This is a genomic window from Labilibaculum manganireducens, from assembly GCF_002843385.1.
In the GTDB taxonomy this organism is placed as follows: domain Bacteria; phylum Bacteroidota; class Bacteroidia; order Bacteroidales; family Marinifilaceae; genus Labilibaculum; species Labilibaculum manganireducens.
In genome coordinates this window covers 52,838-75,090 of record NZ_MVDE01000010.1, presented here as the reverse complement: position 1 = coordinate 75,090, position 22,253 = coordinate 52,838, and the positions used below count along the sequence as shown (strand labels likewise).

At 36.9% G+C, this 22,253-nt stretch carries 17 protein-coding genes; 12 read left to right on the top strand and 5 right to left on the bottom strand.

Features of this window, described 5'->3' with window-relative positions:
* Nucleotides 1-390 precede the first annotated feature (390 nt).
* From BZG01_RS08520 to miaB, 3 genes are all read right to left on the bottom strand, one after another.
* Nucleotides 391-3,639: a S41 family peptidase gene (locus BZG01_RS08520; protein ID WP_218973055.1), complete on the bottom strand. Its 3,249-nt coding sequence runs from the start codon at nucleotides 3,637-3,639 to the stop codon at nucleotides 391-393.
* Between the two features lie 236 nt (nucleotides 3,640-3,875).
* A complete protein-coding gene (locus BZG01_RS08515; protein ID WP_101309410.1) occupies nucleotides 3,876-4,394 on the bottom strand; it encodes a GNAT family N-acetyltransferase in 519 nt (172 codons plus the stop codon).
* 100 nt (nucleotides 4,395-4,494) lie between these two features.
* The gene (gene miaB, locus BZG01_RS08510) at nucleotides 4,495-5,826 is read right to left on the bottom strand and encodes a tRNA (N6-isopentenyl adenosine(37)-C2)-methylthiotransferase MiaB (protein WP_101309409.1); all 1,332 of its coding nucleotides are present in this window, start codon (nucleotides 5,824-5,826) and stop codon (nucleotides 4,495-4,497) included.
* Between the two features lie 429 nt (nucleotides 5,827-6,255).
* Between miaB and BZG01_RS08505 the strand changes: the two genes are divergently transcribed.
* The 3 genes from BZG01_RS08505 to BZG01_RS08495 all read left to right on the top strand — a co-directional run bounded on the left by BZG01_RS08505 (nucleotide 6,256) and on the right by BZG01_RS08495 (nucleotide 9,599).
* On the top strand, nucleotides 6,256-7,089 hold the full coding sequence (locus BZG01_RS08505) for a universal stress protein (protein ID WP_101309408.1): 834 nt from the start codon (nucleotides 6,256-6,258) through the stop codon (nucleotides 7,087-7,089).
* Nucleotides 7,090-7,162: 73 nt separating this feature from the next.
* The gene (locus tag BZG01_RS08500) at nucleotides 7,163-7,675 is read left to right on the top strand and encodes a hypothetical protein (protein WP_143470865.1); all 513 of its coding nucleotides are present in this window, start codon (nucleotides 7,163-7,165) and stop codon (nucleotides 7,673-7,675) included.
* Nucleotides 7,676-7,697: 22 nt separating this feature from the next.
* Nucleotides 7,698-9,599 (top strand): amidophosphoribosyltransferase, encoded by a 1,902-nt coding sequence (locus BZG01_RS08495; protein ID WP_101309406.1) that lies wholly within the window; start codon nucleotides 7,698-7,700, stop codon nucleotides 9,597-9,599.
* A gap of 209 nt (nucleotides 9,600-9,808) precedes the next feature.
* On the opposite strand, the gene glsB is transcribed toward BZG01_RS08495, so the two are convergent.
* Together glsB and glsA are read right to left on the bottom strand one after the other, a co-directional pair.
* Complete coding sequence (gene glsB, locus BZG01_RS08490) at nucleotides 9,809-10,786, bottom strand: glycine N(alpha)-acyltransferase GlsB (protein ID WP_101309405.1); 978 nt, start codon at nucleotides 10,784-10,786, stop codon at nucleotides 9,809-9,811.
* A gap of 148 nt (nucleotides 10,787-10,934) precedes the next feature.
* On the bottom strand, nucleotides 10,935-11,771 hold the full coding sequence (gene glsA, locus BZG01_RS08485) for a lyso-glycine lipid O-acyltransferase GlsA (RefSeq protein WP_101309404.1): 837 nt from the start codon (nucleotides 11,769-11,771) through the stop codon (nucleotides 10,935-10,937).
* A gap of 207 nt (nucleotides 11,772-11,978) precedes the next feature.
* Between glsA and BZG01_RS08480 the strand changes: the two genes are divergently transcribed.
* From BZG01_RS08480 to murG, 9 genes are read left to right on the top strand one after another with little or no spacing between them, the layout of a single operon-like run.
* The gene (locus tag BZG01_RS08480) at nucleotides 11,979-12,440 is read left to right on the top strand and encodes a division/cell wall cluster transcriptional repressor MraZ (RefSeq protein ID WP_101309403.1); all 462 of its coding nucleotides are present in this window, start codon (nucleotides 11,979-11,981) and stop codon (nucleotides 12,438-12,440) included.
* 58 nt (nucleotides 12,441-12,498) lie between these two features.
* The gene (gene rsmH / locus BZG01_RS08475; protein WP_101309402.1) at nucleotides 12,499-13,404 is read left to right on the top strand and encodes a 16S rRNA (cytosine(1402)-N(4))-methyltransferase RsmH; all 906 of its coding nucleotides are present in this window, start codon (nucleotides 12,499-12,501) and stop codon (nucleotides 13,402-13,404) included.
* 2 nt (nucleotides 13,405-13,406) lie between these two features.
* A complete protein-coding gene (locus BZG01_RS08470; protein ID WP_101309401.1) occupies nucleotides 13,407-13,787 on the top strand; it encodes an FtsL-like putative cell division protein in 381 nt (126 codons plus the stop codon).
* Nucleotides 13,787-15,904: a penicillin-binding protein gene (locus BZG01_RS08465; RefSeq protein WP_101309400.1), complete on the top strand. Its 2,118-nt coding sequence runs from the start codon at nucleotides 13,787-13,789 to the stop codon at nucleotides 15,902-15,904. The genes BZG01_RS08470 and BZG01_RS08465 overlap by 1 nt, the downstream gene beginning before the upstream one ends.
* 10 nt (nucleotides 15,905-15,914) lie before the next feature.
* On the top strand, nucleotides 15,915-17,372 hold the full coding sequence (locus BZG01_RS08460) for a UDP-N-acetylmuramoyl-L-alanyl-D-glutamate--2,6-diaminopimelate ligase (RefSeq protein WP_101309399.1): 1,458 nt from the start codon (nucleotides 15,915-15,917) through the stop codon (nucleotides 17,370-17,372).
* Between the two features lie 2 nt (nucleotides 17,373-17,374).
* Nucleotides 17,375-18,628: a phospho-N-acetylmuramoyl-pentapeptide-transferase gene (gene mraY / locus BZG01_RS08455; RefSeq protein ID WP_101309398.1), complete on the top strand. Its 1,254-nt coding sequence runs from the start codon at nucleotides 17,375-17,377 to the stop codon at nucleotides 18,626-18,628.
* 6 nt (nucleotides 18,629-18,634) lie between these two features.
* Nucleotides 18,635-19,972 (top strand): UDP-N-acetylmuramoyl-L-alanine--D-glutamate ligase, encoded by a 1,338-nt coding sequence (murD, locus tag BZG01_RS08450; protein ID WP_101309397.1) that lies wholly within the window; start codon nucleotides 18,635-18,637, stop codon nucleotides 19,970-19,972.
* A gap of 36 nt (nucleotides 19,973-20,008) precedes the next feature.
* Nucleotides 20,009-21,169: an FtsW/RodA/SpoVE family cell cycle protein gene (locus BZG01_RS08445; RefSeq protein WP_245870317.1), complete on the top strand. Its 1,161-nt coding sequence runs from the start codon at nucleotides 20,009-20,011 to the stop codon at nucleotides 21,167-21,169.
* On the top strand, nucleotides 21,153-22,253 hold the full coding sequence (murG, locus tag BZG01_RS08440) for an undecaprenyldiphospho-muramoylpentapeptide beta-N-acetylglucosaminyltransferase (RefSeq protein ID WP_101309395.1): 1,101 nt from the start codon (nucleotides 21,153-21,155) through the stop codon (nucleotides 22,251-22,253). Before BZG01_RS08445 ends, murG begins: the two co-directional genes overlap by 17 nt.

Here is a 22,253-nt window from a genome sequence, read left to right as displayed (position 1 = left end):
TATTTTCGGCAAATTATGTCTGTTCAGGTTTTGAAAAAAGTAGGAGAACAGACCCCTATAATTCCGTTTGCCAGTAGGTTAATAAAAGCGGTCAGGAATATCTCTTAAAATTTTATTTAACATTGTTAATCAACAAAAACCATACCAGTAAAATGAGATCGAAACTCAATTCATTTGAGGTGATCAAAGGAGGGATGAGCTTCGTCTCATTTACACTTAATGGTTCAGTTTATTCAGAATATGTAGTTCTTAGTTGTTAATCGTATTTAATACATTTTAAACCTGATTCCATTTGTGAGCTGTTTGTTCGTTCGTGAGATGTCTTTTGCCTGCAGAACACTTCTTCCATCAGGAAGAAGTGTTTGATTGCAGGTTCATTGATTTTACAGACTATTTTTCATCAATTTCTTTTAATAAAGACTCAACTGCTTTTTTAAGCTGCTGATCATCACCTTTGGTTACAACTTCGTAGTCATTTCTAACTTTAATATCCGGTTCTATTTGGTGATTTTCAATGTATTTTCCTTTGGTGTCTTTTACTCCAACCATTGGCATACCGAAATATAAAGTCGGATCCTGAAGAGTTTCCCACCATACAGCAGTCATAGTGCCGGGAACAGGCATCCCAACCAGTTTCCCGATTTTTAATGTTTTGTACACATATGGAAATGCACAGGCATCAGAATAATTACTCTCACTAATTAAAACAGCAGATGGTTTTTTCCACTTGGAAAGTGGTTCTGTTCCAAAATCCTGTCCTCTGGGTGAAAGGGTAGAGTACACTTTACCACTAAGCAGAGTTGCTAAATCGTCGTGCAGCCAGCCTCCGCCATTAAATCTTGTATCAACAATAATAGCTTCGTAAGTACCATATTTACCCAGAATTTCAGAATATACTTTTCGGTAGCTTTGCGAATCCATTCCTTTTACATGAACATATCCAATTCGTCCGTTCGACAAGCGCTCGCATTCTTCCTGACGTTTTTTCACCCAACGTTCGTATAGCAGTGTGTTAATGCTCGAAACAGGTTTTACAGTTTCTTCCCAACGTTCTTTCGTGTATGGATTGTAAAGGCTTAGTAGTACTTTTTTGCCTGCCTTGTGGTTTAATAATGGGTAGTAGCTTTCGTTTTTCGAAATTACATTCCCATCAATTTTTTCAATGATAGTACCAGCTATAATTTTTGAATCGGCTTGATTCAGCGGCCCTTTTTCAATGATTTCGGCAATTCGCAAACCGTCACCTTCGTAATTCCAATCAAGGATGGCGCCTAATTCTGCTGTTTGATCAGGATTTTTTGAGTTGGCGCGATAACCGGAACCGGTATGCGAAGCATTTAACTCACCCAATAACTCACTTAGCATTTCTGCAAAATCGTGATTGTTGTTGATATAAGGTAAAAATCGTTTGTATTCACTTTTGTAAAAATCCCAGTCAACTTGATGCATTTCAGGATCATAAAATTTTCTTAACATGGTGCGCCAAACATGTTCAAAAAGATATTCTCTTTCTTTGGCTTTATCCAAATACATCTCGGCAGTGTAGCTGATGTCTTTTCGTTTGTTTGTCGCAACATCTACTTTAATGATGCTGTTGCCTGACATTAAAAACAGGTTTTTTGCTTCCTTGTCGAACTGCATAGCGCCACCGCCGCCTTTTAAGTCAAGAACTTTTTTCGTTTCTTTCTCTTCCAGATCGTTTACCCAAAGATCATATCCACCTTCGAATTTACTTAGGTAAAATAATTTTTTCCCATCAGGAGTCAGGATTGCATCAGAAAGTTTGGAAGGATTGATGGTTAAACAAATCTGACGATCTTCCATTCCTGAAAATTCAATGTTTAAATCTTCAACTTTGTCTTTGTCTTTTTTGTCCTTTTTATCCTTTTTCTTGTCTTTGTCATCGTCCTTATCTTCCTCTTTCTTAGCTTTTTCAGCTTCTTCTTTTAATTCTTTTTCTTCTTTTGAAAGTTTGAAGTCATCAAATGCTTTCTGGTTAAAGAATTGAATGTAAACATCCGATTGTGAGCCCCAGCTTCCATGACTACGGTATCCACGTTTGTCGGTGAACCAAATCATTGCATTTCCTTTTAATGACCATTTGGCATCAGAATCGCTGTAGCCGCTTTCAGTAAGGTTAATCACCTTCTGATTTCCCTGAGCATCAACCATTGCTGCGTCAGGCATAAAAATAGTGTGAGGATAAATATTAACAAGAAACCATTTGCCGTCAGGCGACCAGTCGTAATGCTGATCTCCGTCAGAATAAGAATAGTTCCATTTTTTGCCTAGTATCGTTCTAACTTTTTTCGATTCTAAGTTGATTACCTTTAGGATAACGCGATCTTCCAAAAAAGCAACTTCTTTGCCGTCAGGAGAATATTTTGGTTGAAAGGTTTCTGCAGCAATTTCCAAAACTGCCTCTTCTTTTAAAATGGTAGAGTTGGCAAACTGAGTTTCATCTTCCCTCGTCATTTTGGTTTGGTACAAATTCCAGCTGCCGTTTCTTTCCGAAGCATATAGTAAAGCTTTTCCATCAGGACTAAAGCTTACCGAGCGTTCCTGTTCCGGAGTGTTGGTAATTCGTTTCGTAGTTCCGTATTCAACAGAGGTCACGAAAACTTCTCCACGTACAATGAAAGCAACTTCTTTTCCGTTTGGAGAAACGCTCATTTCGGTAGCGCCACTGCTTAGTTTTTCAAAATTTACTTCATTTTCTTTATTGTCAATAGCAATAGCAACTTCTAATTTTACAGGAGCTTTTCCTTCTTCCTGAGTATAAATTTCACCATTCCAGGAATAACAAAGTTTGTTGCTGTCAGAAATGCTTAAGAAACGAACCGGGTGTTTCTCAAATGTACTGATTTGAGTCAGTTGGGTTTTATCTTTTACAGGAGCTTTCCAAACATTAAAACTGCCTGATTTTTCTGTTAGATAGTAGATCTCATCATTTGATACATTAAATACAGGATACAAATCCTCACCTTCAAATGTTGAGAACATGCTGTGTTTTTTATTTGAAACATCATACAACCAAATGTCTCTGGTAACTGCCGAGGTATGATGCTTTCTCCAATGATCTTCATATCCTTTACTGTCACGGTATAATATGTACTCCATATTTTTACTGTACTTTGCATCCAATGCCGGCGAAGTAAGTATCTGTGAAACTTTGCCGCCATTTACAGGTACACTGTACAATTCAGGAAGTACGCCTGACGGAAACATTGCATTTTTGAAATCATCACTAATTGTTGAAGAAAATAGTATGTTTTGTCCGTCTGGCGTAAAACTAGATGGTATTTCTCCTTTTGAATTAAATGTAATTCTGTTCGGAGTTCCTCCTTCAACAGGTATTGTGAAGATGTCAAAATTCCCGTATCGGTCAGAAGCAAATGCGATAGTTTTGCTGTCGGGAGACCAAACAGGTTGGTAGTCGTAGGACTGGTTGCTGGTTAGTGCTGTGGCATTACCACCTTCCGAAGAAATGGTAAATAAATCGCCGCCATATTCAAAAACAACAGTTTGACCATCCGGAGAGATTGACGGATACCTCAACCATTGAGGATTATCCATACCGAGAAGACTTTGTGCAAGAGCAATTAAAAATGTGGTGATGAAAAACAACTTTTTAATCATGTTTTGTCGAATTGTGTTAAAAATTAGGACATAGGTTTTCCATGAACAATAATATTAATTCGATGGTAGTATCATAATTTGTACCAAAGCTAATAAGCTGTTGATTGTGTGTGTGGTTGTGCTGAAGGTGTTGTGCTGTAGATAATTATTATTGTTCGGATGTGAACAAAGTACTGTTCGTTTTCGGACTGCTTGTCTGCAGTTATAATAAATAATTACAGTGAAAATTTCGAGATTTACAGGTCGTTAAATTCCTTTGGGTATTCAACACATCCGGAAACGGTTTTTAGAGCGTCTTTTTCCAATTCAAGTGCCATAAAAACTTCATTTGGCACATCAAAAGTACATGTGATATTGAATTTGGAAGCTGGAGTAAAACCAAATTCAGGGTAATATTTATCGTGCCCCAATACAATTACAGATTGGTGCCCCATTTTTTTTGCCTTTGCCAATCCATTCTCTACCAATTGTGACCCAATTCCTAATCCTTGCAATTCAGGTATTACCGACATGGGTGCCAAGGCTAAAGAATCAAATGTGTTATTCTCAGATTTAATTTCGATTGGAAAGAATAAAATATGACCAACTATTTCATTTCCCATGCAAGCAACTAGGGAAAGATCTTTGATGAACTTTTTGTTTTTTCGAAGTTTTTCAACTAATAATCCTTCAGCTTCTCTACCAAATGCCATGTCGTTAATCATGGATATCGTTTTGTAATCATTCTTGTTTTCCGGTCGAATCTGAATTTTCATAGTAGTAAGGTTTTGATGCAGGCTGTCTGGCAAAAATACCAAAAAAATCCAACACAACTGAATAATTCAGCCTTGTTGGATTTTAATATGTGTATTCAAATTAAACTGCTTCTCCGACAAGAGTTGCTTTGGTGCATTCTTTAACAATTACATTTGCCAAATCGCCAACTTGATAGTTCTTTTTGGGAAATACAATCACTTTGTTTTGTGATGTCCTTCCATATACATCCTGTTCAGATCTTTTGGAAATTCCTTCAATCAAAACTTCGAAAACCTGTCCAATATCACTTTGATTGTTTTCCAGCGAAATCTGATTTTGCAGAGCAATCATCTCTTCTAATCTTCTTTGCTTTACCTCTTCGGGAACATTGTCTTCTAAATTCTTGTAAGCAAATGTACCCGGACGTTCTGAATATTTAAACATATAGGCTAAATCGAATTTCGCCCATTTCATTAATTCAATGGTTTGATTGAAATCTTCTTCGCTTTCATTATGGAATCCACAAAAAATATCGGAGGAAATTCCACATCCAGGTATAATTCTTCGGATGGCTTCAATTCTGTCTTTATACCATTCCTGCGTATATTTTCTGCGCATGTCTTTCAAAACGGAATCACTTCCTGATTGCACCGGCAAGTGAATAAACTTACAGATATTATCATGTTTGGCAATGGCTTTTAATGTGTCATCACTCATGTCTTTAGGGTGTGACGTTGCGAACCTGATTCTCATTTCAGGAACGGAAACAGCAACCATCTCTAAAAGCTCAGGGAAGCTGACTTCAGAAACAGAATTCTTAAAAGCAAATGAATTTACATTTTGGCCTAAGAGAGTAACTTCTTTGTATCCTTTTTCAGCCAAATCTTTAACTTCTTTTAATATACTTTCCGGGTTTCGGCTGCGTTCACGTCCTCTTGTGTAGGGAACAATGCAGTAGGTGCAGAAATTATTGCAGCCTCTCATGATAGAAACAAAACCAGATATGGAAGTTTCATCAATTCTCGACGGGCAAATATCTTTGTATGTTTCGGTAAGGGAGAGTTCTATGTTGATTGCTTTTTCTCCATTTTCAGCTTTTTTCACCAAAAGAGGTAAATCCATATATGCATCAGGTCCTACAACAATATTTACATTTTTTTCCTGATCAAAAAGTTTCTCTCCGAGTCGTTCAGCCATGCAGCCAATTACACCAACTAATAGTTTTGGGTTCTTTTTCTTTAATTCGCTAAAACCTTGAACTCTTCCCCGAACTCTGGTTTCTGCATTTTCACGAACCGAGCAGGTGTTTACTAAAATTACATCAGCTTCTTCGCGGTTTTTTGTAATGATAAAACCATCATGTTCCATTATCGAAGCTACAACTTCACTATCAGCAACATTCATTTGGCAACCGTAAGTCTCCAAAAATAATTTTTTGTTGTTATTGCTCATTTCTGTATTTCCCTTATAATAAATTTCGTGCAAAGTTATATTATCTCAACTGAATGACAAGAAAAGGAGAGGTGATTTAGAATGGGTAAAGAATAATGGATTGCGTTTCAGAATTCAGGATGTAAGCTTATGATTATTAATTGGATGGTTTTTAGTTGATTAATTTGTACTTTTAGTAGGAGATCGAAACGATTTTCATCAATATTTAAGTAATGGATATTTAAGTTTATATTGGCTTGGTAATTGTGTTTGTTGCTAAATATTTTTGTGTATTTTTATCCCGCAAATAAGGGGTTCGGGAAGAACTTGATTTAGAGTGGGTTTGTGAAAAATTAATCTCTTTTAAAACCTGTTTGGATGGTATGTCGTTCAGATTTAGGAATAGTTCTTGTGTTACGGTTATAAAGTGTTAATGTAAAAGTAGACATCATGAAACGTATTTTAGTTCCAGTTGATTTTTCTGGTGATTCTCTCAAGGCATTGAGGTTTGGCATTTATTTGGCAAATAAATTGGATTGTCATCTTAGGATGATTCACGTGCAGAAGTCTGAGAAATTCGAAATCCCTTTTCATTTCGAGGAATTGAAAAATGAAATCATTCATACCGTACAAGAATATTTCGAGAAATTGACTGAGCTTCATTCTGCTGACTATTGTGTCAGGAATGGAGTTTTTGATTTTAAAATAAGAACAGGAAGTGTTTATCGCGAAATTGTAAATCAAGCAAAATACGGCGATGCATACATGATTCTTATGGGAGCTTACGGAGCTTCCGGTTTCGAAGAATTTTTCATTGGAAGTAATGCTGTTAAGGTAGTTACGAATGCCACTTGTCCTGTTATAACGGTACAAAAAGAATTCACTAAGGGGCAGGTGAAAACAATTGTAATGCCTATTGATGCAAGCACTGATACAAGAAAGAAAATTCCATTTGTGTCTGAAATTGCTTCCCGATGTAATGCGAAAGTTCATATTTTGGGCGTTCATGAAACTTCCGACACCAATGTGATCGGGAAGATTGAACATTATATGAGACAGGCTGAAGACTATTTTAAGGATGGGAATATTGACTATGTGAAGAGCATTCGTAAAGGAGACAATAATACGTTTTCTTCTCTTGATTATGCTCGTGAAGTAGATGCGGATTTAATTGCAATTATGACAGAACAAGCTGAAAGCTCGATTAATATGTTTTTTGGATCTTACGCTCAACAAATGATAAATCGTTCTGAAATTCCAATATTATCCGTTCCTAACGATTAATTAATGAATCCGGCAGCTGATTTAACAGATGATTCATCTTCTGGTTTTATTAGGTGTTTATAAACAACAAAAAATGCAGTACGTTAAAATATTATTCTTATCTGTCTTTATTCTGTTAGGTGTCTCATCAAATGCGCAATTTGTTGAAGATGTAAAATTTAGTGGCGAACAAAGAGTAGACTCGCTGGGGAGTGTTAGGCTCATTCAAGATGATCGAATTAAAGAACTGCTCGATACGGATAAAATGATTAGCTCAAAGGATCCGGGATTTTCAGGATACAGAATACAGATTTTTTCAGGTAGAAGTACCGATCGGGAAAAAGCATTTAAGATTAAGAAAGAGTTTAAAGAGCTGTTTCCTGAAGAAAGGGCTTATGTAGTATATAAAGCCCCTGATTTTAGGGTTAGTGTCGGTAATTTTCGAAGTAAAATAGAATCTATTGAGCTTTACAAAGCTTGTTTAAAGTTCTTTCCGAATTGTTATCCGGTTAAGACTTATATTTTATTTTCAGATTTAATACCAAACGAGCAAGATCTTGAAGAGCTTATTCTTGATGAAGAGGATAAACAACAAAATGCAAACTAAATAACCATTTAAGAAGTTAATAATGAGTGACCAACTAAAGCACGAGTGTGGGATAGCAATGATTCGATTGCTAAAACCTCTTGAGTACTATCAGGAAAAATACGGATCGTGGAGATATGGTATTCAAAAACTCTATCTGTTGATGGAAAAACAACACAACAGAGGCCAGGAAGGTGCTGGAGCTGTTGGGTTGAAATTGGACATGCCTCCAGGGAACAAATACATTCATCGTGAGCGTTCATGCAGTGATCAGCCAATAAAAGATGTTTTTGACGGTGTATACAAAGAACTGGCGGCTGCAGAGGCAAAATATCCTGATAAATTTAATGACCCTGTTTGGGCCAAAGCAAACTTACCCTTTGCTGGTGAAGTGTATTTGGGACATTTAAGATACGGGACTTTTGGACGGAACAGTATTGATTTCGTTCATCCGGTAATGAGAGAAAATAACTGGAAGTCCAGAAATCTGGTGTTGGCCGGAAACTTTAATCTGACTAATGTTGATGAGCTATTTGATTTGTTGGTTGGATTGGGACAACATCCTAAAAATTATACTGATACAGTAACAATTCTTGAAAAGGTCGGGCATTATTTAGACGAAGAAAACCAAATGTTATTCCGTCAGTATAAAAATGATGGTTTATCGAATCAGGAGATATCCCCTCAAATAGAAAAGAATATAGATATACAAAAGGTGCTTTCGGGAGCCAGCAGAGATTGGGATGGAGGCTATGCAATTGCAGGTATGTTTGGACATGGAGATTCTTTTGTGATGAGAGATCCCTGGGGTATTCGTCCGGCATTTTATTATCATGATGATGAGATTGTTGTAGTTGCTTCGGAAAGACCGGTTATTCAAACAGCTTTAAATGTTAGAGCAAATTCGATTAAAGAAATTGCTCCGGGAAATGCTGTTATTGTTCGTAAGAATGGTGATGTTGCCGAGGTTCCTGTGCGCGTTGCTCAAAAAAGAAGATCTTGTTCTTTCGAAAGAATCTATTTTTCCCGGGGAAGCGACAGGGATATTTATAAAGAAAGGAAGAGACTGGGGCAATTGTTGACTCCGGCTATCTTGGATTCTGTTAATCATGACATTAAAAACACTGTTTTTTCATTTATTCCAAATACTGCTGAAACAGCATTTTATGGCATGATGGAAGGTGTTCGACATCACTTAATGGAGCAAAAAAAGCAACAGATTCATGATTTGAACGGAAGTTGGACTGAGGAAAAACTTCAGGAGATTATCTCTGTTGAGCCCAGAGTAGAAAAAATCGCTATTAAGGATGCGAAAATGAGAACCTTCATTTCCAATGATGAAGGGCGTGACGATTTGGTAGGTCATGTTTATGATGTTACTTACGGGATTGTTAAGAACCAAGAGGATAATCTGGTTGTAATTGATGACTCTATTGTTAGAGGGACAACTTTAAAGCAAAGTATTCTTCGGATTTTAGATCGTCTTCATCCAAAAAAGATCGTAATTGTTTCTTCAGCTCCTCAGATTCGTTATCCTGATTGTTATGGAATAGATATGACGCGAATGGGTGAATTTATTGCTTTTAATGCTGCAATTGCAATGCTGAAAGAGCGTGGTTTGGAAGCTATAATTGATGAAACATATAAGAAGTGTAAAGCTCAGGAGAATCTGCCTAAAGAAGAGGTGGTTAACTTTGTGAAAGAAATTTACAAGCCTTTTACTGCGGAAGAAATATCGGATAAGATTGCGGTATTGCTTACTCCGGAAGTGATGGATGCTGAGGTGAGGATTGTTTATCAGACAGTTGAAAATCTTCATGTTGCTTGTCCTGAACATACAGGTGATTGGTATTTTACAGGAAACTATCCAACTCCAGGAGGAAATAAAGTGGTGAATACTTCTTTTATTAACTATTGTGAAGGAAATGACAGACGGGCTTACTAAAATAAGTTCGATATAAAATGGAAACCCGTCTTGCGAAAGGCGGGTTTTTTGTTTGGATGTGTTGCAAAAAAGAGGGTGTCCAAAAAGTATAGTTCCATTGTCATTCTGAGCTTGCCGAAGAATCTTTCACTCTGAAAAACAGATGTTTCGACTTCGCTCAACATGACAATCCGATACAAAATATTACTTTTTGGACACCCTCTTTGAGATTATTTCTTTTTAAAAATATTCAGTTTTGTTTTTGGAAGCTTGATGTGCAGTAAAGAAAGGTAAGACGCCGTGTGCCGGTCTTTCTTGTTCTCGTAAACATCGGCAATTGTAATCATGATACCTGTTTCTTCAACATCTCCAAAATGTGTGTTGATGGCTGTACCAAAGCACTTCATTGTAGGGGACAATCCCATGTAAGCATTAATAAGCGGAGGAACATTTTCTCCATTATTACGAACATTTTGTGATAGAACTTTGTAGTTCTCCTCAAAAGTATCTTTGCAAAAATCTTTTGCTAACTGCTCTGTGTCCATATTGGTTACAAGAGGAGTTGTAGGAGTGGCAAGTTTGTCCGGATCGTTGAACATTTTATTCATGAAATACAGGATGTGATTTCGGGCATCTCTGTTGTAATCAGGATACATCGTTACTTTGCCAAAGAAATATTTAATTTCAGGATAATCAACAATTAAAGCACCTAGGCCATCCCATAAATTATCAAGCGCATATAAACTTTTACGGCCTTTTCTGATTGATTGATATTCTGGTTGTACGAACGACCTCCCCAATTCAATCATGTGAGGCATGTAGTTCTTTTTAAATTCATCCGAAAAATTAAACAACCTTGAAGTTGCAAGATAGATTTCGCCATTTTCATCTTTAGGGGCCTCGCTGCACAAAATATAACGGTAGCCGCCAAGAATTTCTTTTGCCTTAGGATCCCAAACAATTAATTGATGATATGGTTTTTCATCCAGATCAAAATCATCAATATCAATATCTTTACCTGTACCTCCTCCGGCTTTACGGAAAGTAATTTCACGCAAACGTCCAACTTCTTTCATTAAATTAGGAGAATCATGATGAGTGAAGCAATAGATTTCATTCGATCCCTTGTTGGTCTTGCGTACAAATCTTTCTTCAGTCAGTTCTTTCTCAAGCTCCTCTCGTGGTACAGGGGGAATAATTTCTTTCATCAGTCGGTGTATTGATTCCTTTGCAAGGATAATTATTATTTTGGTTTTTTTACTAAAAATGATTTTCAAAAATACTTACATTATCGATAATAATGAATAGTACCGTGGCTAATATTTGATAAAACGAATAAGCCTTAAGGATAAGGATTTATTGATTTGCTAAATTATATGTTTTCTCTTTCATTTTTTCAGCCCACTTGTCATACGACATACTTTTGTCAAAGGTTTGGTATGAGACAGGCTTACCTACGCAAATAGTGAATTTTTTTCCTCTTTGCTTAAAAAGCTCGTTTGGCAAATATAACATTTCCAAATTAGATTTTAACCTTAGGAATTTCCTAAGATTGGCAAGGTTATAAAAGAAATTAGAGTTTCTTCCGTTAATGTGAATAGGTACTATATCGCGTTTGTATTTTTTTGCCTTCGAAATAAAACTTTTTTTCCATTCTAAATCTTCAATTTTCCCTTTTTGTTTTCGGGAAACTAAACCTGCCGGAAAGGTGAGTATTGTTGCTTCCGATTGGTAGGCTTCTACTATTGTTCTTGCAGCTTCTTTTGCTTGCCCTCCATGTTTGTTTATTGGTACAAAAACATCTGATAGGTTCTTGATATTCATTAGGATATCATTAACCAAAAACTTAATTTTCGGAAAATGCCTGCCGAAAATGCTGATTAAAATAATTCCGTCGGGACCACCTAATGGATGATTGGAAGCGAAAATATATCTGCCGTCTTTATTGATGTTTTCAAGACCTTTAATCTCAAAAGTAATTTGAAGTTCTTCCAACACACTATCTGCAAATTCAATACCTTCTTTTTGATAGTTTCTTGATAAGAAATCATTAAGCTCTTCCTGATGGATGATTCTTTTAAGGTAGCGAATTATAAACTTAGGGAGTAGTTTTGAAATTCTTTCACTTTTACTTGCAAAAACCTTCTCTATATCAATTTTTAAATAGCTCTCAGGAGTGTTTTCTTTTTGCATAAAAATCTTAAATATTTTAATATAGTTAGCAAATATCGCAATTTTCTTGCTTTGTTTTTCAAAGATTTATAACAATCTCAATATAATTGAGTGATAATTAGTTGAGATGCTTGTTAAAAGTTATTAACAAAACCATAAAAGTGGGAGTATGTGGTTGAAAGTGGGTAAATTTTTCTCTAATTTTACAATTGTAAATTATTTTTCCCAATGGTAACATTTATAGGTGATTATCCTTGTAGGTTGGACTCAAAAGGCCGTGTTTTGCTGCCTTCTGCTTTTCGGAAGCTCCTTAATGGAGGTTCTGAAAACCGTTGTGTTCTAAGGAAAAATCTTTACGAAAAATGTTTAGACCTCTACTCTATTTCGGAATGGGAGAAGCAAACCGAGATGGTGCGGGCAAAGGTGAATCCTTTTAATAAGAAGCATGCAGGATTTTTGCGGGAGTTTTTTAGAGGTACTGCAGAGGTCTTAATTGATGGGAATGGACGGATTTTAATTCCTAAGAAATTTTTTGATTTTGCCGGATTTTCAAAAGATGTTACCCTGGCCGGACAAGATGGGAAAATCGAAATATGGGATACTGAAACTTACGAAAAATCAGCTCTTGGACAGGATGGATTCAGCACTTTGGCTGATGAAATTTTAGGAGGAGATTTAAATAACGGGTAATCGTTGAGTATGAGCATTTAGAGTTGTTCCTTTGTGTTTCAATTAAAAAGATAAAAAAATGAGTACATACCATATTCCAGTTTTACTAGGAGAGAGTATTGAAGGGTTGGATATAAAACCAGATGGAATCTATGTAGATCTCACTTTTGGTGGAGGAGGCCATTCAAGGGAGATTTTAAAACATCTTACTGCAGGCAAATTGATTGGCTTTGATCAGGATGTGGATGCAGAAGAAAATGTGCCAAAAGACGATCGGTTCATATTTGTCCGTCATAATTTCAGGTACTTTAAGAATTTTATGAAATATTTAGGTTACCCTAAAGTGGATGGGATTTTAGCCGATTTGGGTGTTTCTTCTCATGAATTTGATGTAGCCGAACGAGGTTTTTCTTTTCGTTTTGACGGCGATCTTGATATGAGAATGAATCAGGATTCGAATTTTACTGCTGCTGATTTATTGAATGAGTATAGTGTTGAGGATTTGTTTCGAATTTTCAAATTTTACGGAGAGGTTAAAAATCCAGGCAAGCTCGTGCGGTTAATTGATAATCAAAGAAAAGAAACGCCGTTCACTACCATTCAGCACTTTAAGGAAGTGATTGCTCCTTGTACGCCTAAGTTTAAAGAGCATAAATATTTAGCTCAGGTATTCCAGGCTATTAGGATAGAGGTGAATCAGGAGATGGATGTTTTGAAGGAAATGTTATTGCAGTCTGCTGAAATGTTAAAGCCGGATGGAAGATTGGTTGTGATCACCTATCACTCTTTGGAGGATAGATTGGTGAAGAATTTTATTCGGGATGGAAAATTTGAAGGCAATGCAGAAAAAGATTTCTTTGGGAATGTGCAAACGCCGTTAACCGCGATTAACCGAAAGGTAATTCTTCCGGGTGAAAAAGAGATTGAGCTAAATGGAAGAGCGCGAAGTGCGAAACTTCGGATTGCTCAACCTAAATCATTATAAGGATGTTTAAATTTCGAAAAAAATACAACGATTTCATTAAGCCTAGTGAGGAACTGAAAGAGACGTCTTCAGGTTCGGTCAAGGATTTTATTGATGGAAGTATTTTAACGAAAACGGAAGTGGTGCAACAGTTGCCTTTTATCATTTTCTTAGTTGTTTTAGGAATTTTTTATATCAGCAACAGGTATCGTTCAGAAAGAGTTTATCGCGATATGGTAGGTTTGGAGCAAGAGTTAAAGGAGCTAAGGTTTGAGTCGATAACAACAGCCTCCGATCTGATGTATATGAGCAAGCAATCGGAAGTTGTAAAAAGAGTGGAAAATGAAGGTCTTGATTTGATAGAAGCAACAGAGCCTCCCATTAAAATATATTTAGAGAAGTAGTGCCGATAAAAAAGGATATCATATGGCGGGTAGGGGCGATCTACACTTTGGTGATTATTTTTGCAATACTCATTGTTGGTAGAGTGGTAGCCTTGCAATTGTTCGAAGGAGATAAATGGAGAAGTAAAGCTCAGTCTCTTTCGCAGCGAGATGTGATCGTGTCGGCCAATCGGGGAGATATTTGTGCCGCCGATGGACGGCTTTTAGCAAGTTCATTGCCTTACTATCAGTTGCGAATGGATTTTCGTGCTTCCGGATTGACAGATTCTCTTTTTCGTGCCGATGTTGATTCTTTGGCACTTTGCTTATCGAGGTTTTTTCAGGATAAATCTGCAAAGGATTATAGAAATATGCTTTGGAAAGCGAAGTATCGAACCAAGTCGAACCGGTATTTTTTAATTCACCGAAAGAAAATTAATTACATCGGACTTAAAAAGATCAAGACCTTTCCTATTTTTCGTTTGGGGCAGAATAAAGGTGGATTAATCTGTGAACAGGAAAACAGACGCATACAGCCTCACTTAAATCTGGCCAACAGAACAATAGGATATTTGCTGGAAGGTGAACAAAATCAGCAAATTGGTAAGGTGGGTATCGAAGGTGCTTTTGAAAGTGATTTAAAAGGAGTTGATGGCATAAGTATCATTCAAAAAATGTCGGGCAGATGGTTGCCTGTAAATATGGTCGAGCCTAAAGATGGGAACGATTTGATCACTACCATTGATGTGAATTATCAGGATGTTGCTGAATCGGCTTTAGAGCAACAGCTTGTAAAATACAACGCACATCATGGATCTGTGGTTTTAATGGAGGTGAAAACGGGAGCAGTTAAAGCAATAGCCAATTTAGGTTTCGATGAAAAATCACAATCATATAAGGAAGATTATAATTATGCTATTGGTGAGGCAACAGAACCTGGTTCAACATTCAAGTTGGCTTCAATAATGGCTTTGTTTGAGGATGGATATGTTGGGCCTATGGACTCTGTGGATACGGGGAATGGCGTATTTAGCTATTACAAAGAAAAAATGCGCGATTCTCATGAAGGCGGATATGGAAAAATAACGGTTCAGGAGGCTTTTGAAAAATCATCGAATGTGGGGATTTCGAAATTGGTAAACGATCACTATAAAAACAAACCTCGATCGTTTATTAATCGTCTTTACGAGTTTCGGTTGAATGAACCATTGGGGCTTGCTATTAAAGGAGAAGGAATTCCAAGTATCAAATATCCTGATGATCCATCATGGTCGGGAGTTTCTTTGCCTTGGATGTCGATTGGGTATGCGGTTCAGCAAACACCCTTGCAGACTCTTACATTTTATAATGCAATAGCCAATAATGGTAAGATGATGAAGCCTAGATTTGTAAAGGAATTGAGGTATCACGGCGATGTAATTCAAACTTTTGATAAAGAAGTCTTGAAATCTAAAATCTGTTCCGGAGAAACACTTAAAAATGTGAAAAACATGTTGGAAGGTGTTGTTTTAAGAGGAACGGCCAGAAACCTGCGGAATGCGAACTATACAATTGCCGGAAAGACTGGAACGGCACAAATAGCCGATAAAAATAAAGGTTATAAAGTTAAAGTGTACCAAGCTTCATTTGTTGGGTATTTTCCTGCTGATGATCCAATGTATTCGTGTATTGTTGTGATTAACCGACCAAATAAAACCAAAGGGTTCTATGGAAATCAGGTTGCCGGTCCTGTTTTTAAAACAATTGCAGATAAAGTGTATGCGATGAGCTACTCAATGCATCCAATAAAACCGGATGATGCAAGTTTAGAACCAAAGGTGCCGGTTTCATTGAATGGATATAAAAATGATCTGGACAAAGTGTTTGATGAATTAAACATTGAAATAGCGAATAAAGATATTCAGTCGGAATGGGTGATCACTTCGCGGAAAGACTCAATTATTGAATACAAATACAGAACAATTAAGAAATTTATGGTTCCGAATGTAAAAGGGATGGGTGTTCAGGATGCACTGTATATATTGGAAAATGCAGGACTGAAGGTTCGGGTAAAAGGCTTGGGATCTGTGTCCGGACAATCCATACAACCAGGAGCTTATTTTAATAAAGGAGATCATATTACAATCGATTTATCTTAAAATGTGACAGATGGGAATAAATATAAATGAACTGTTTGGTTCGGTAAATATACAGAGCATAAAGGGGAACAGGGATGTTGAAGTGAATGAGATTCATTTTGATTCCCGAAAGGTGAAACACGGCGATTTATTCGTTGCGTGCAGAGGAACCATGTCTGATGGTCATGATTTTATAGATACAGCAGTTGAAAAGGGAGCAACGGTAATTGTATGCGAAGAGTTACCTGACAGCAGTACTTCTGAAACAACCTTTATTGTGGTTGAAGACTCTTCGGCCACGCTTTCGCAGATAGCACATAATTTTTACAACAAACCAACCGAAAACATACAACTGGTTGGTGTAACAGGAACAAACGGAAAGACCACAATTGCGACACTTCTTTATGATTTGTTTCGAACACTTGGCTATAAAGTTGGCTTGTTGTCAACAGTTTGCAATTATGTGGATGAAAAAGAAATTAAGGCAACTCATACTACCCCGGACGCATTGCAGTTGAATGCCTTGTTGGCGGAAATGGTTGAGGCCGGATGCGAATATTGCTTTATGGAAGTTAGCTCGCATGCTATCGATCAAAAGCGGGTTGGTGCATTGAATTATAAAGGAGGAATTTTTACAAATATTACTCACGATCATCTCGATTATCACAAAACATTCGATGCTTATTTAAAGGTGAAAAAAGCTTTTTTTGATCAGCTGGGGAAGAAATCATTTGCCATTACAAATGCCGATGATAAAAATGGAAAGCTGATGCTCCAAAATATGAAAGGGCATAAATTTACCTATTCAACTCGTTCTTTTGCTGATTATCGCTGTCAGATTTTAGAAAAGCACTTTACAGGAATGCTTTTGGAAATGGATGGCACAGAGATATGGACCAACTTTATTGGTGATTTTAATGCTCATAATTTATTGGCTGTTTATGGTACAGCTCGTCTTCTGAATCAAGACAAAGATGAGGTATTACGAGGAATAAGTGAGTTGAAATCTGTTGATGGAAGGTTCGAAAGTATCATTTCTACAGATGGCATTATGGCTATTGTTGATTATGCTCATACTCCGGATGCCTTGAAAAATGTCTTGGAAACAATCGAAGCTTTACGAACAGGAAACGAGCAGGTAATAACAGTTGTTGGTGCCGGTGGCGATAGAGATAAAACCAAAAGACCATTAATGGCAAAAATTAGTGCCGAATTAAGCGATAAGGTAATTCTGACATCGGATAATCCAAGATCGGAAGATCCTGATCAGATTATCAAAGATATGAAGGAAGGAGTGACTGCAAACAATACTCGAAAAGTATTAGCGATCACAGACAGAAAAGAAGCTATACGAACAGCCTGTATGTTAGCGAAAAAGGATGATATTATTTTGGTCGCGGGGAAAGGTCACGAAGATTATCAGGAAATAAAAGGAATTAAGCATCATTTTGATGATAAGGAAATAATCAAGGAAATTTTTAAGCTGTAGTTATGTTATACTATTTATTTAGGTATTTAAATCAATTGGATTTTCCAGGAGCCGGGATGTTTGAATATATCTCATTTCGGGCGGCATTGGCCATTATGACTTCGTTATTTATTGCGACTGTATTTGGGAAAAAGATCATTCTCTTATTGCAAAAGCAGCAAATTGGCGAGATTGTTCGGGATTTGGGCTTAGCCGGTCAAATGGAAAAAAAAGGAACACCAACCATGGGGGGAATCATTATCATTATCTCCATTTTAATTCCGGTTTTACTATTTGCCAAACTCGATAATGTCTACATTTTACTAATGATTATTACAACTATCTGGTTAGGATTAATTGGATTTATCGACGATTATATTAAAGTATTTAAAAAAGACAAGGCCGGTTTAAGCGGCAAGCTTAAAGTAGCTGGCCAAATAGGTTTAGGTCTAATTGTTGGGTTAACCCTTTATATAAATGATGATGTAGTTGTTCGTGAAAAAACGAGTATGTCTGAAATAGGAATTCAAACCGAATTGGTTGACGAAGGATTTACATCGCAGGCTCCCGGGACAACTCGTTTAACAACTGATGAAAAATCAACAAAAACAACGATTCCTTTTTTTAAGAACAATGAATTTGATTATGAGTCCTTAGTTGCTTTTGGTGGAGAATATTCACCTATGTTGGCTTGGCTGGTTTTTATAATCATTACCATATTTATTGTTACAGCCGTTTCAAATGGTGCAAATATCACCGATGGTTTAGATGGTCTGGCGACAGGTTCGTCAGCAATTATTGGTGCCACTTTGGGAATATTGGCCTATGTATCCGGTCACGTGGTGTATGCTGATTATTTGAATATCATGTACATTCCAAATTCAGGCGAACTGGTGATTTTTATTGCTGCTTTTATTGGAGCAACCATTGGCTTTATGTGGTACAACTCCTACCCGGCACAAGTTTTTATGGGTGATACAGGCAGTTTGTCTTTGGGAGGAATTATAGCCGTTTTTGCCATTGTTATTCACAAAGAATTGTTGATTCCTGTTTTATGCGGAATTTTTCTTGTTGAGAATATTTCGGTGATGATGCAGGTTTCCTGGTTTAAATACACCAGAAAAAAATACGGTGAAGGACGAAGAATATTTAAAATGGCACCTCTTCATCATCATTATCAGATGAAAGGATATCCAGAACCAAAAATTGTTACCCGATTTTGGATCATTGGAATTTTTCTGGCGATTATAACAATAGTAACTCTAAAAATCAGATAAGTACATATGGCAAAACGAATCGTCATATTAGGTGCAGGAGAAAGTGGTGTTGGTGCGGCTGTGTTGGCCAAATCAAAAGGCTTTGATGTGTTTGTTTCAGACTTAGGAGAAATAAGTCCCAAGTACAAGCTTGCGTTGAATAAGTATCAGCTTGATTTTGAGGAAAAGCAACATACAGAATCTCTTATATTATCGGCAGATGAAGTTGTGAAAAGTCCTGGAATTCCTGATACAGCTCCTTTAATTGTTAAGCTGAATGAAAGAAATATTCCTGTAATTTCTGAAATTGAATTTGCGGGAAGATTCTCCAATGCTAAAATGATATGTATAACCGGCAGTAACGGAAAAACAACAACAACTTTGCTTTTGTATCATATGCTGAAGAAGGCCGGATTGCATGTTGGTTTAGCTGGAAATGTAGGAGATAGTCTGGCTTGGCAGGTTGCCGAAAAAGATTATACGCATTATGTGGTTGAGTTGAGTAGCTTTCAGTTGGATGGGATGTTTGATTTTAGAGCTAACATTGCTATACTATTAAATATTACGCCGGATCATTTGGATCGGTACGATTATAAAATGGAAAATTACATCAATTCAAAATTCAGAATATTGCAAAATATGAAATCCGAGGATTCTTTTGTGTTTTGCACTGATGATGATATCATCAAAAAGGAATTAATGAATTGTGATACTCTTGCTCAATTATTGCCGTTTTCCGTTCGGGAAATAAAAGAAATGTGCGGATGGATTGAGAATGAACTTTTAAAAATTCAATACAACGAAAATCTCTTTTCTATGGATAAAAAAGATTTGTCTTTACCTGGAATTCACAACGTATATAATTCATTGGCATCAGGAATTGCCGGAAGTGTACTGCAAATTCGGAAGGAAGTAATTCGCCAAAGTTTAAGTGATTTTCAAGGTGTTGATCATCGATTGGAAAAAGTGGTTCGAGTAAGGGGAATTCAGTTTATTAATGATTCAAAAGCTACAAATATCAACTCTACATGGTACGCATTGGAAAGTATGGATGAGCCGGTAGTTTGGATTGTTGGCGGAGTTGATAAAGGAAACGATTATTCGGTTTTGTATGATTTGGTGAAAGAAAAGGTGAAAGGAATTGTGTGTTTGGGTGTTGACAACGCTAAAATTCATGCAGCTTTTGATGGTAAAGTGGATTTTATAGTTGATGCCGGATCTATGAAAGAGGCAGTGACTCAAGCATATGAAATGGCCAATAAGGAAGAGATTGTTTTGTTGTCTCCTGCTTGTGCAAGTTTCGATTTGTTCAAGAATTATGAAGACCGCGGGAATCAGTTCAAGGAAGAAGTAAGAAATTTATAAATTGAAGATATGGCGGGTTTTTTTAAGAATTTAAGCTTGAAGGGGGATAAGACCATCTGGATCATTATCTTTTTTCTGTCCATGATTTCTTTGCTGGTTGTATATAGTTCAACCGGAACACTTGCCTATAAGGTGAAAGGTGGGAATACATCCTATTTTTTTATTAAGCAACTGATTCTTTTGGGTGGTTGCTACATGATTATTTATGTAGTTCATCGGATACATTTTAAGGTATATTCCAGTTCAGCCAATCTGGTTCTCATCATTTCAATCGGATTGCTCATATTGGCAAAACTCGTTGGTACAAACTTAAATGATGCCTCAAGGTGGATCACCATTCCTGGAATAGGGTTCAATTTTCAACCGTCGGAGCTCGCTAAACTTGCGTTAATATTGCATGTTTCCAGAACATTGTCACGATATCAGGCTGAAGATTCCTGCAAAAAAGAGGCGTTTTGGCACATTGTTATTCCTGTAGGAATTGTGTGTTTGCTGATTTTTTTGGATGATTTTTCTACTTCAGTATTGTTGGGAGGTGTATGTTATTTGCTGATGTTTATTGGTAGAATAGCAAAAAAATATTTGTTCGGATCGGTGGGTGTTGTTTTGGGATTGGTGATTATGCTGATTGTAATGGCACCTTTGCTTCCCAGCATCGGACGTGTTCAAACCGTTCGGAGTCGAATCGTTAACTTTTTTGATAAAGACGAGTCAAATGTAAATAACAACCAGAATTATCAGGTAGAACAAGCGAAAATTGCTGTCGTTTCAGGAGGGATTTTCGGGAAGTTCCCAGGAAATAGTACACAGCGGAATTTTTTACCACATCCGTATTCTGATTTTATTTATGCCATTATTTTGGAAGAAATGGGTTGGATTGGAGGTTTTATCATACTGGCTTTTTATCTCATATTACTGTATCGCGCCGGCTTGATTGTTCGGAAATGCAATCGGACTTTTCCGGCTTTGTTGGTGGTTGGTTTAACTTTAAGTATTGTTTTTCAGGCATTGACCAATATGGCAGTGTCGGTTAATTTAATCCCGGTAACAGGACAACCTTTACCTTTAGTGAGTATGGGAGGTACATCGTTAATTTTTACAAGTGCCGCCTTTGGAATGATATTAAGTGTGAGTAATTGGGTAAATGAGGAAGAGAAATTGAATGAAGAAGCAAAAGTAAATGAAGCAGAAAATTAAAGTAATTGTTAGCGGAGGCGGAACAGGCGGACACATATTTCCGGCTATTTCAATTGCAAATGCTTTAAAACAAAAGCATAGCGATTGTGAAATTTTATTTGTAGGAGCCGAAGGGAAAATGGAAATGGAAAAAGTTCCTTCTGCAGGATATAAAATAGTTGGATTACCAATACGCGGACTTCAACGAAATTTTTCGAAGGAGAATTTGAAATTTTTTTCGAGGCTTTTTAAAAGTTTGAGAAAAGCCAAGGCCATTGTTAAGGATTTTCAACCTGATGCAGTTGTTGGTGTTGGAGGATATGCAAGTGGCCCGCTTTTACATGCAGCAGCTAAAATGGGAATTCCTACCGTAATTCAGGAACAGAATTCGTATGCAGGAATAACAAATAAACTTTTGGCAAAAAAAGCAAAAAAGATTTGTGTGGCTTACGAAGGAATGGAACGATTTTTTCCTGCTGACAAAATATTATTGACTGGAAATCCTGTTCGAAAAGATTTAATGAATATTGCTTCGAAAAAGCAGGAGGCAATGGCTCATTTTGGGTTAGATCCTGAAAAGAAAACCATTTTGGTTGTAGGGGGAAGTTTGGGAGCAAGAACCATTAATAATAGTATGTTGGGTTCGCTTTCAGCAATTTCAGATTCTGAAGTTCAGGTAATCTGGCAAACAGGAAAGTTTTACATTGAAAAGGTTCGTGAAGAATTGAAAAATTGGGACATCCCCGGATTAAAGGTTTTTGACTTTTTGGGGAGAATGGACTTGGCTTATGCTGCTGCCGATATGGTTATTTCCAGAGCCGGAGCAGGTACAATATCAGAACTATGTCTGGTAGAAAAGCCATGTATTTTGGTACCGTCACCTAATGTTTCAGAAGATCACCAAACCAAGAATGCCATGGCTCTGGTAAATAAGAATGCAGCGATAATGGTAAAAGATATTGATGCTGAAAAGGAATTGGTTGCGGAGGCATTAAAACTGATAAATGATGCAGATAAATTATCTGAGCTTTCGGCGAATTGCAAGGCTTTGGCGAAGCCCGATGCTGCAGATGAAATTGCAGAACAAATAATAGCATTAACATAG